The organism is Vibrio minamisatsumaniensis (assembly GCF_050337445.1).
Classification (GTDB): Bacteria; Pseudomonadota; Gammaproteobacteria; order Enterobacterales; family Vibrionaceae; genus Vibrio; species Vibrio artabrorum.
Genome location: NZ_JAKJSY010000110.1, coordinates 1 through 10,040, shown reverse-complemented (window position 1 = coordinate 10,040; position 10,040 = coordinate 1). Strand labels below are relative to the sequence as shown.

The window sequence follows — 10,040 nt, the reverse complement described above, 5'->3', positions numbered from 1 at the left end:
CCAATAAACTGAGAACACCGATAATTAGATACATTTATCCATATAATTTAACAAGCATATGGAGCATGAGTGCATCGAACATAATCTCCCCCCCCCCCCTAGAGCGCTATACCGCTCTAGGGGGGGGTATTGAAGTGTCGTTTGAATTCGCGGCTGAATTGGGATGGACTGGAGTAGCCAACTCGGCGTGCAGCGTCGCTGATGCGAAGCCCCTCTAACTGAATCAGTTCTTTAGCTTTGTTGAGCCTGACCTTCTTTAAGTATTGAAGTGGCGATTCAAAAGTGACGTTACGAAAAGCATTGTGGAAAGCAGACACGCTCATGTTAGCTTCATCGGCAAGCGATTGAACGGTAATGGTTTGGTCATACTCTTGATGCACTTTAGACAGTGCTTTGGCAACACGGGCGTAATGGCCGTCATGATGAGCTAAATCAAACAATACGCGCCCTTCTGAACCTGTTAGTGCACGGTAGACAATCTCATTAACCATCGCATCACCCAATATGTTGGCTTCGATGCCGCAATGCAGCGTTTTGACCAATCGAGTAAAGCTCTCCAGCATTGACTCTTCCATTGGTGTCGACTCCAAACCACTCGCTCTTAGCTTATGTTTGTTGCAGTAGCTCTCTAGAAAACCTTGGTCTTCGAGCTTTTTAACTAAGCTATGTAAACGCTGAGAATCAATGCTAATCGATAAACCAAGCAAGGGCTCACCATTAACAGGCAAGGCTTCACACTCTAGCGGCATTGGCACACCGACGACAAGGTAGTCACCTGCGGCGTAAGTGACTGGCCTTTCTCCAATATAGATGTTCTTTTTACCTTGCCCAAGCATGATGATGCCAGACTGATAAGTAAACGGTTGGCGTTGGTTGCCAACACTGCTCCGATAAAACCAAACACCTTCGATGTCAGTTTCTCTGATCCCTTCGAGATCATCCCAGCCTTTGTGTTCAACATAAGACTGTAATAACTGAGCAAGTGTTTTCATAAGTGGCGACTCTCCATTTCAAGCGCTAACAGTAAGTAGACTAGACCAAAGAAAGAATATCAATTTTGTAGGAATAGGCAATTAATTTAGAGAAATCAACCTTCAACACCCTAGTATTCTGTACTAATATGCAAATATGAAAATCGAGCAATACATTAAAATAAAAATCTAGCTTTACACAAGGAACCTACAATGCAATTTACTTATGTTAACCCTACAGTCATCCACTTCGGCCAAGGCCAAATCGAGGCTATCAGCCAAGCGGTTAATACTTCAAAGAAAGTACTCGTCATCTACGGGGGCGGCTCTATCAAGAGCAACGGTGTTTACGACCAAGTAGTCGAATCTTTAAAAGATCACGCTTGGATTGAGTTTTCTGGTGTTGAGGCAAACCCAACCAAAGAGACGCTAGACAAAGCAGTCGCGCTGGTTAAAGAAGAAAACGTAGAGTTCATTATCGCGGTTGGCGGCGGTTCAGTCATCGACGGTTCTAAGTACGTTGCAGCAGCAGCTAAGTACAACGGTGACGGTTGGGATATCTTAGCAGGCAAACACCAAGTGACAGAAGCGACCCCCATTGGGGCAGTACTGACACTTCCTGCTACGGGGTCTGAATCGAACATGGGTGCCGTAATCACTCGTAAAGCGACTCAAGAGAAACTGGCATTCATGAACCCTGCGGTACAGCCTAAGTTTGCAGTTATGGATCCAGATGTAATGAAGTCTCTACCAGAGCGCCAACTGATTAACGGTTTAGTTGATGCATGGGTTCACGTATGTGAGCAATACATCACAATGCCAACAAACGCGATGGTTCAAGACGGTTATGCAGAAACACTGCTTAAGAACCTCCTTGTTCTGGGTAAGCAATTCGACGAACGTGATCACGATGCGTGGCGTGCAAACCTAATGTGGACAGCAAACCAAGCGCTTAACGGCCTGATTGGCACGGGTGTCCCTCAAGATTGGGCAACACACATGATTGGTCACGAGTTCACAGCACTATGGCACGTAGACCACGCACGCTCACTTGCAATTGTTCAACCGTCACTCCTTCGCAACCAAATCGAAGCGAAACGCAGCAAGCTCGAGCAAATGGGTCGCAACGTATTTGGCTTAGAAACCGGTGCTGATTTAGCCGAGCGCACAATCGCGGCAATCGAAGCCTTCTACCACAGCCTAGACGTGGCGACAATGTTCGATGGCTACGAAACAAACAAAGCAACAGCGATTGATAATGTTGTCGCTCAACTTGAATCACACGGCTACCTACAACTTGGCGAGAACCAAGCAATCACGCCTGAGAAAACACGTGAGATTCTAGAGTCGGCAATCCACTAAGAATCGGTAAAATAGAGAGAAAGCAAAGAGAGCGGTTATACAAAGAGTTTTTTTACCTCTTACTGAACCCATTACCTATTTCTTTCGTGCAAATAAAGCAGCGTTCATTGTGGTCGCTGCTTTTTAATTTGCCCTACAAGATGCTATTAAACTCTCATAAGTCCCTAATTTTATGTGCAATCATGTTTCTATATTGTTAAGGTAAACCCGTCTCTTTACAAGGTATGAACAACGATTTGGATAATCTCAAGGAAATGGTTAGGTTTAAGTCACTTAACAAGTGGTATGGTGATTTCCATGCCCTAAAGGATATCGATTTAAATATTGAACAAGGAGAGATAGTGGTGATTTGCGGACCATCAGGTTCGGGTAAATCAACCTTGATCCGTTGTATCAATCAGCTAGAAGCTTTCGAGAGCGGCGAACTTTACGTACTAGAACAAGTGCTGCCGAGTAAGTTCAACACACCGGGCCAAGTCGGAATGGTATTTCAGCACTTTCATTTATTCCCCCATCTTACTGTGCTTGAGAACCTAACCCTGTCTCCGATACGTACACTGAAAAAAAGCAAACAAGAAGCCGAGAAGATAGCAATGCACTATCTCGAGCGTGTGCACATTGCAGAACAAGCCAACAAATACCCCGTACAACTTTCTGGTGGCCAGCAGCAACGCGTGGCTATCGCCCGCTCCCTGTGTATGAAGCCAGAATTACTCTTGTTCGACGAACCAACTTCAGCGCTTGATCCGGAGATGATCAACGAAGTGCTCGATGTGATGGTTGAACTGGCGAGTGAAGGTATCACCATGGTGTGCGTAACCCACGAAATGGGCTTTGCGAAACAAGTAGCCGATCGCGTTATCTTCATGGATGAAGGACAAATTGTCGAATCCAATACCCCGCAAGCACTCTTTGAAAACCCTCAACATGAACGAACTCAAGCGTTCCTAAATCAGATACTGACTTATTGATGTTGATTCGAATTATTAAACCCGCCCTTTCCGCTTTAGTACAAATTATTGTACTCGTGGCAGCGGTTGTTTGGATTCTCGATTCTGGCGCACAAACCATGGGATACAGTTGGCAATGGGAGCGTGTCCCTGATTACATCGCCTTTTATGAAGATGGCGAATGGTGGCCGGCAGAACTGATGCAAGGGCTACTGGTTACCATCAATATATCTTTAATTTCTTTAGTCGCCACACTATGCATTGGCTTAGCCACAGCCCTGTTACGGAACTCAAATTCCGTAGTTGGTCGAACCCTTGCCAGCAGTTATGTTGAGTTGATTCGTAATACGCCATTATTAGTACAAATTTATCTGCTCTATTTTGTGTTTGGCCCCGTCTTAGGGCTGGATCGCTTTAGCACCGCTGTTCTAGCCTTGGCACTTTTCCAAGGGGCTTACACCGCCGAAATCTTCCGGGCTGGTTTAAATGGTATTGCGAGAGGACAATTTGAAGCTGCTCAATCTTTAGGCTTATCGAAGATCTATACTTATTGGGATGTGATTCTTCCTCAGGTGATACAACGTACGTTGCCGCCTTTGACAAATGAAGTAATATCACTCATCAAAAACTCTTCGATTGTGAGTGTCATGGCCATTTTCGACCTAACAACCGAAGCCAGAAACATTGTTTCTGAAACCGCGATGCCATTTGAAATTTGGTTCTCTGTGGCAATCATTTATCTTGCACTTACACTTTCACTTTCTGCCGTTGCTGCTTGGCTTGAGCATAAGCTTGGCGCTAACTGGCGAACACAATAAGGATTTATCAGCATGAAGCTATTTAAAACCGCAATCACGGCTCTACTCGCGCTTGCCGTCAGTTTGCCCGCACTGGCCTCTGAAACGCCAAACTTAGACAAGATTAACGAACGAGGCTCTCTTCGCGTTGGTATGTCGACTTTTGTGCCTTGGGCGATGCGCAATAAGCAAGGCGATCTCGTTGGCTTTGAAATTGATGTAGCAAAACGCCTAGCCAAAGACTCAGGCTGGAAAGTGGAGTTTGTTCCGACAGCATGGGATGGCATTATTCCTTCCCTACTATCGAACAAGTTTGATGTGATCATCGGCGGTATGTCTATCACTGAAGCTCGTGCTAAAAGCGTCCTGTTTACAGAACCTTACTCTCACTCGGGTGTTCAACTTGCAGCCAATAAAGAGCTTGCGAAAGGCTATACACAGATCTCGGATTTTAATTCTCGCCGAGTAAAAATTGCCGTACGTCGCGGCGCATATACTGTTCAAATGGCTCGTGAAACCTTCCCTAAAGCCAAATTGCTTCAGTTCGATGATGATGCTCAAGCGTTTCAAGAAGTGCTAAACGGTAATGCGCATGCGGTGATTGCGTCGAGCCCTAAACCAGAGCACGAAACGATCAAAAACGCAGATACCCTATTCATTCCATTTAATGAGCGCTTATCAAAAGGTAACGAAGCATTTGCTGTCCGCCTAGGTGAAACAGATAAAACGGAGTTCTTCAACGCGTGGATCAAAGCTCGTACTGAAGACGGTTGGCTAAAAGAGCGCTACGAATACTGGTTCTCTACGCTAGATTGGCAAAATCAGATAGCTCAAGGTCAGTAACCTCAGCCTAAGCGCACTTTCAAGGTGACCAGAGTTAGCGGCTCTAAATCTAGGCAGTGTATTGTCTACACTGCCTGTTCATCGACTATTTGAATCACTGTATTTTGATTCACTTTAGATCCCAAAACAGCCTACGAATGATGATTATTTAAACAGGAATAATGTGAGTAGTAATAGCGCACTATCAACGCCCAAACCCAATCTTCGCATGAAGCCTTGGTATCAACGCCTCAATCTATTAGATTACGTGTTATTTGCCATTATTTGTGCATTCTCAGCTTGGCTTTATTATCGTTCTGCGGTCGGCATTCACTACCAGTGGCGATGGGAAGATGCGTTCACGCTGATTTTCATTCCACCTTCTCAAGGCAGTATTCCTTATTTCTTCCAAGGCTTAGTCGCAACATTACGTTTGAGCTTGTGGAGCATGGTGTTAGCACTCTCTTTCGGTACACTGTTAGGTGTAGCAAGACACTCTAAAATCGCTTTAATCAAAACACCGGCACTGATTTTTATCCAATTGGTTCGAAATATCCCGCCATTGGTCTTTATCTTTATTTTTTACTTCTTTGTCTCTAACCAACTGATCCCTTTGCTTGGTTTAGAAAGCATTTTACGTGAACACAATGGTGAAATTAACCAACTGCAAGCCTTCCTATTTGGTCCCGCTAACCTATGGGAAAACTTAGCCTCGGGTGTTATCTGTCTTGGCTTGCTCTCTTCGGCTTATATTGCTGAAGTGATTCGTGCTGGCTTAGAAAGTGTTCCTAAAGGGCAATGGGAAGCCGCAGATTCTCTTGGCTTATCGGTATTGTCTAAGTATCGATTTGTGGTCGGCCCACAGGTCTTAACGGCGATTACTCCCCCATTAGCCGGTCAGGCGATCTCTTTAGTCAAAGACACATCCATTGTGTCACTGATTTCTATTCAAGAGATGACGTTTGTCGGCACAGAAATGGCAAATTCGTCAGGGTTGATCTTCGAGATATGGCTGATTGTTGGCGCGGCTTATTTCGCGTTATGTTTCACCCTTTCGCGTATTTTCAAGGGAATAGAACAGCGATCAAATATTCAATTTAACCAATAACGTCATCAATTAGGTGCTACGCATTTTAGAGTCGGTTTGATAGCCAATATTAACAGCGAATAGGTTTGACCAATCACGGTTCATTCGCTCAACAGACTGTGACTAAACACGTGAGTTCCGGTATCAAGTCACTGCTTTTTTACGTATTTAGCCGTCACTAACATTTCACCACCACCATCAAGTTTACAATCCAGTTGGTGATCCTTTCCTTCAATGATGCGTCTGATAACGGCTTTGGTACCAATCTTCAGAACCGTCGAGCTTCCTTTCACTTTTAAATCTTTAGTAAAAGTCACTTTGTCTCCGGCATCTAATACTGCACCGTTGATGTCTTTAACTCGGGCAGCTTCTCTTGCTAGACGCTCCTCTTCTGGGTTCCATTCATAGGCACACTCAGGGCAGATTAGGTTGTTTTGGTCAGGGTAGACATATTCAGATTGGCATTGCGGGCAAGGAGGTAAAGACATAAATTTCGACTTCATTTAAATTAGAATTAGAGCCATTTTAATGACTCAGGGATGGCTGAGCGAGCACAAATCCGGATCGCTTTCGCTACGTGAGCCAATGGCTGTAAACAACACAGGCTAACACAAACCCAGCGGCGAAGCTGTGTTTGTGTTAACCATTGAAAAGTTAATGTTCCACTTTTGGCGAGTAGATAGAGTAAGCCGTAATTTGCCCCGCGACAATTGCCGAGAACATGAATAATGCAGATAAACCGATGCTGGGTATCGGCAAAACAGACTGCTCAAATACCGACTGGCTGGCACTGACAAGCACACGACTACCCGGTACTAGAATAATGATCCCTTGCACAATATAAATCGAGCCCGTCAGATCCATTTTCTTCGCAATCCAAGTTCCGTAAAGCGTAATCAGCACGGTTGTGACCCAAGTACCCACAACCCAACCGCTGTCAAAGCCCAGATAAAATGGCCCCCACATGCCCAGAACAGCAACCGGCAAGCCAAGCATGATATCTTTAGGACGCGCATTAAATATCACGCCGATAGACACTGAAATCAGCACCAAGCCTGATATGTGCATCCACATTGGGATCGCATTGGTATAATCGATGGATACCGCTTGTCCCCATATCGCTTCACCAATATTGAGGCCGATAATAATCCCAACAAACAGCTTAATCAGGGTTAAAGCACTCTGCCCAAGCAAACTGGTACCAGAAACTAGATCATTGAATGCTAGACACTCTAATGCGTTAGCGATGGACAAGCCCGGAACAAACAACACGATCGAAGCAATACACAAAGCCCATACCGGTATCGGTAAGCCCGTACTCGCTAAAAAGGCCACTGCAATACCGGTTAACAAGGCCGAAATGAACTCAACCGCGATGGCACGACGTGAGTGCAAAACTTGCTGACATGCCCAAACCATCAACCCCAATAACGCAGAAAAACCAACCGCTTCCAATGTACTGCCTACCAACATCAAATACGCAGGTGGGATCCCCATATTGGCAAGTGCCGTTACAAATTTTGAATAGCCTACGGGTTCTGGTACCGGATCACTGCTCGGTTGATTAATACGAATAATCGTATTGGCTAACAAACTCAGGTTGATCGAAGCTATCTTTTGACGCTTGAGAATAACGGCGTTGTTATGATCAGGAAATTGGTAATTAATCGCGGTTGGCGTCGCTTGGATCATGACATCAACACCATGCTTTTTTGCATAGAATTGAGTGTACTTTTCAAGCTTATATGGAGCACAACCACTACGGTGTAGAGTGTCACCAATTTCAACAATTTTGTTAATTCGGTACTGGGAAGGCATGGGGACTTTAGGGGAGAACAAATGTGCGGTCAATGTACCAAACGATAGAAGGAATGACGAGACTTTTGCGTGAAAAACTAGCGTTGTGGTGGTTATACGAGCACTTAGAATAAAAATGAAAGAAAAAGGTTTCGTTTTCAGTTAGATGTGGCATTATCAAACTCGTTAAGACGATGCGCGTACATCGTATAATGGCTATTACCTCAGCCTTCCAAGCTGATGATGCGGGTTCGATTCCCGCTGTACGCTCCAGTCTTCTTAATGCCTCAGTCTTACTCTAAGACAGTGTGCGTGCATCGTATAATGGCTATTACCTCAGCCTTCCAAGCTGATGATGCGGGTTCGATTCCCGCTGCACGCTCCAATTGCCCCCTTCTGTTTTACAATCCAAAAAACCTTTAAAAACAAACGCTTAGCTGCATGTTTTTGTGTGTCTGGCGTATTATTTTTCCGATTCTTCTATATCAAATAATCTCTGGGGACCAAAAAGGGACCGTCTAGGGACCGTCTAGGGACCAAGGGGTAGATATTTCTGCTTAGCCTTGTTTTAGCAAAATTAATACTATGTCCTCAGCCCCATATGAAAAAAACTAATCTAAAGYTTTAGGTTGAGCATCTTCTATAATTTCTAACAAATCACTAATTTGACATTCTAAGTAGCGGCAGAGTGTCTCGAGTGTTTCGTATTCAATTCTATTATTAGTCTCATGATATAGACGCGTGACCGTGTTTCTATTTATTCCAGATTCCCTTACTACGTCAGCAATTTTTAAGCGTTTAGCTCCCATGATTGCTGATAAATGACATTTAATCATTCTTCTTATTCTCCTTACATTAATGATCAAATTATACATGATGATCCGTTTGTGGATCTAACTCTTTTGAGTGTGAAAATAACTTAACTAGAGCTTAAATGTACCTTTAAAGGGTTAAAAAGTACTTGCGCGATGTGTTTTGTGGGTATATATTAACCCTCAAGAGGTACAATAAAGCCCTGGAGGGAATATGGATTTCACTTATTTAACTACTGAAGAAYTATCATCGGTAATCAAATACGACAAGCGTGTTATACGAGAGCAATTGAAGGATTCGGTACTTTTTGAAGGTATTCATTACATTCGACCATTTGGAGGAAGGAAGATTCTTTTCATTTGGGAACGAGTTGAAGAGGAAATGCTTAATGGTGCAACAGCTGCATCATTGGTTGTAGGGTTGTGAGGAGAATGTCATGGGCTCGGTTAATGTAAAAAATAATAGTTTATATTTGGATTTTCGTTATCAAGGAGTGAGGTGCAAATTAGCAGCAAGAGCGGAGCAAGATGTGAAAGCAGCTATGGTTAGTACAGCAAATATTTTATTCATTTAATACTCTTTAAGGTTTATATGTGATTAATAGATAATTATTAGAATGAAAACTGTAGTCCTAAGCTAAGACCAGTTTCCTTTTTTTTTCGTGTCGCAAAATCTATACCTGCAGTAATTCCAAATACGGAGCCAAATTGAAATGTATTTTTTATAGTGAAAGTGTTTTTTGGTATATCAATGAAATCATGTTGATAAATAAGGCCTAAGGCCCAATGTTTCGCAACTTGAGTATTAATACCTGTTGAGCAATAGGCACCTTCGTCAGTATGATTGGGAGCATAGTCACTTTCTGTTCGATTGTTAACAACACCACATGAAAATGGTACAGATAAAAGTGGTGTTTTAAGTAGTGAGAGCCCGAGACCGACTTGCCATTTGTTAATGCTAGTGCTGAACCGAGTATTAAAATCGGCATAACCGGAAAAATATAAACTCTTGTATAGGTTAGCACTTACTGATAAATATAAGCCACCGAGATTTTTACTTTCGCTATTTGAGTATTTTCTATCTGTATATGGAGCGATAGACTCAGCACTATAATGAGTATGTTTGTAGCCAAATCCTATATGAGTGATCCGCACCAGAAGTTTTGGACACCGAGTTAAGTGAGTACAATCACTAACGAGGTGAACAATGACAACTAAGAAAACACGAATCAAACATGCTCCTGAATTTAAAGCCGAAGCGCTTAAGTTAGCAGAGAAAGTCGGTGTCTCTGCTGCCGCACGACAGCTTTCGCTATATGAATCTCAAATTTATGGGTGGCGTAAAGCCGTCAAAAAAGATGCGAAAATCAGCGATAGAGAAAGGGAGCTCGCCACTGAAAATGCCAAACTCAAACGATTATTGGCAGAGCAAGCTGAAGAGC

13 protein-coding genes and 2 tRNA genes are annotated in these 10,040 nt (G+C 43.5%); 10 read left to right on the top strand and 5 right to left on the bottom strand.

Going from position 1 to position 10,040, the window contains the following annotated elements; all coding sequences use genetic code 11:
* Positions 1 to 116: 116 nt before the first annotated feature.
* On the bottom strand, positions 117 to 992 hold the full coding sequence (locus L4B77_RS18335) for an AraC family transcriptional regulator (RefSeq protein WP_429752183.1): 876 nt from the start codon (positions 990 to 992) through the stop codon (positions 117 to 119).
* 192 nt (positions 993 to 1,184) lie between these two features.
* Between L4B77_RS18335 and L4B77_RS18330 the strand changes: the two genes are divergently transcribed.
* From L4B77_RS18330 to L4B77_RS18310, 5 genes are all read left to right on the top strand, one after another.
* Complete coding sequence (locus L4B77_RS18330) at positions 1,185 to 2,333, top strand: iron-containing alcohol dehydrogenase (RefSeq protein ID WP_429752181.1); 1,149 nt, start codon at positions 1,185 to 1,187, stop codon at positions 2,331 to 2,333.
* Between the two features lie 224 nt (positions 2,334 to 2,557).
* Positions 2,558 to 3,304: an amino acid ABC transporter ATP-binding protein gene (locus tag L4B77_RS18325; RefSeq protein ID WP_315972668.1), complete on the top strand. Its 747-nt coding sequence runs from the start codon at positions 2,558 to 2,560 to the stop codon at positions 3,302 to 3,304.
* Entirely contained in the window at positions 3,304 to 4,101 is a 798-nt protein-coding gene (locus L4B77_RS18320; protein ID WP_261840125.1) for an amino acid ABC transporter permease, read from the top strand. The genes L4B77_RS18325 and L4B77_RS18320 overlap by 1 nt, the downstream gene beginning before the upstream one ends.
* Before the next feature lie 12 nt (positions 4,102 to 4,113).
* Positions 4,114 to 4,923: a transporter substrate-binding domain-containing protein gene (locus L4B77_RS18315; protein WP_372040373.1), complete on the top strand. Its 810-nt coding sequence runs from the start codon at positions 4,114 to 4,116 to the stop codon at positions 4,921 to 4,923.
* 163 nt (positions 4,924 to 5,086) lie between these two features.
* Positions 5,087 to 6,010: an amino acid ABC transporter permease gene (locus L4B77_RS18310; RefSeq protein WP_261840127.1), complete on the top strand. Its 924-nt coding sequence runs from the start codon at positions 5,087 to 5,089 to the stop codon at positions 6,008 to 6,010.
* A gap of 128 nt (positions 6,011 to 6,138) precedes the next feature.
* On the opposite strand, the gene L4B77_RS18305 is transcribed toward L4B77_RS18310, so the two are convergent.
* Positions 6,139 to 6,477, bottom strand: a complete 339-nt coding sequence (locus L4B77_RS18305) for a zinc ribbon domain-containing protein YjdM (protein ID WP_372040374.1) — start codon at positions 6,475 to 6,477, stop codon at positions 6,139 to 6,141.
* A gap of 166 nt (positions 6,478 to 6,643) precedes the next feature.
* Positions 6,644 to 7,807 carry a threonine/serine exporter family protein gene (locus L4B77_RS18300; protein ID WP_261840129.1) on the bottom strand — a complete coding sequence of 388 codons (1,164 nt, stop codon included), beginning with the start codon at positions 7,805 to 7,807 and terminating at the stop codon, positions 6,644 to 6,646.
* A gap of 177 nt (positions 7,808 to 7,984) precedes the next feature.
* Here L4B77_RS18300 and L4B77_RS18295 point away from each other — a divergent pair.
* Positions 7,985 to 8,059, top strand: a tRNA-Gly gene (locus L4B77_RS18295).
* A 37-nt stretch (positions 8,060 to 8,096) separates the two neighbouring features.
* Positions 8,097 to 8,171: transfer RNA gene (locus L4B77_RS18290), tRNA-Gly, on the top strand.
* A gap of 226 nt (positions 8,172 to 8,397) precedes the next feature.
* Here the strand turns inward: L4B77_RS18290 and L4B77_RS18285 are convergent.
* The gene (locus L4B77_RS18285) at positions 8,398 to 8,622 is read right to left on the bottom strand and encodes a helix-turn-helix domain-containing protein (RefSeq protein WP_429752185.1); all 225 of its coding nucleotides are present in this window, start codon (positions 8,620 to 8,622) and stop codon (positions 8,398 to 8,400) included.
* Positions 8,623 to 8,812: 190 nt separating this feature from the next.
* Between L4B77_RS18285 and L4B77_RS18280 the strand changes: the two genes are divergently transcribed.
* Complete coding sequence (locus tag L4B77_RS18280) at positions 8,813 to 9,025, top strand: hypothetical protein (RefSeq protein ID WP_429752177.1); 213 nt, start codon at positions 8,813 to 8,815, stop codon at positions 9,023 to 9,025.
* Between the two features lie 10 nt (positions 9,026 to 9,035).
* Positions 9,036 to 9,173 carry an Arm DNA-binding domain-containing protein gene (locus L4B77_RS18275; protein WP_429752175.1) on the top strand — a complete coding sequence of 46 codons (138 nt, stop codon included), beginning with the start codon at positions 9,036 to 9,038 and terminating at the stop codon, positions 9,171 to 9,173.
* 37 nt (positions 9,174 to 9,210) lie between these two features.
* On the opposite strand, the gene L4B77_RS18270 is transcribed toward L4B77_RS18275, so the two are convergent.
* A complete protein-coding gene (locus tag L4B77_RS18270; protein ID WP_429752173.1) occupies positions 9,211 to 9,831 on the bottom strand; it encodes a hypothetical protein in 621 nt (206 codons plus the stop codon).
* On the opposite strand from L4B77_RS18270, the gene L4B77_RS18265 reads away from it, so the two are divergent.
* Positions 9,806 to 10,040 (top strand): transposase (locus L4B77_RS18265; RefSeq protein WP_429750147.1); only part of this gene is annotated, 235 nt, incomplete at its 3' end. The two genes, L4B77_RS18270 and L4B77_RS18265, sit on opposite strands and share 26 nt — an antisense overlap.

Excerpts from the sequence above, each read along its gene's own strand:
- L4B77_RS18305 (WP_372040374.1), bottom strand. The coding sequence starts at position 6,477 with ATGTCTTTACCTCCTTGCCCGCAATGCCAATCTGAATATGTCTACCCT.
- L4B77_RS18325 (WP_315972668.1), top strand. The coding sequence starts at position 2,558 with ATGAACAACGATTTGGATAATCTCAAGGAAATGGTTAGGTTTAAGTCA.
- L4B77_RS18335 (WP_429752183.1), bottom strand. The coding sequence starts at position 992 with ATGAAAACACTTGCTCAGTTATTACAGTCTTATGTTGAACACAAAGGC.
- L4B77_RS18330 (WP_429752181.1), top strand. The coding sequence starts at position 1,185 with ATGCAATTTACTTATGTTAACCCTACAGTCATCCACTTCGGCCAAGGC.
- L4B77_RS18300 (WP_261840129.1), bottom strand. The coding sequence starts at position 7,807 with ATGCCTTCCCAGTACCGAATTAACAAAATTGTTGAAATTGGTGACACT.
- L4B77_RS18320 (WP_261840125.1), top strand. The coding sequence starts at position 3,304 with ATGTTGATTCGAATTATTAAACCCGCCCTTTCCGCTTTAGTACAAATT.
- L4B77_RS18315 (WP_372040373.1), top strand. The coding sequence starts at position 4,114 with ATGAAGCTATTTAAAACCGCAATCACGGCTCTACTCGCGCTTGCCGTC.
- L4B77_RS18275 (WP_429752175.1), top strand. The coding sequence starts at position 9,036 with ATGGGCTCGGTTAATGTAAAAAATAATAGTTTATATTTGGATTTTCGT.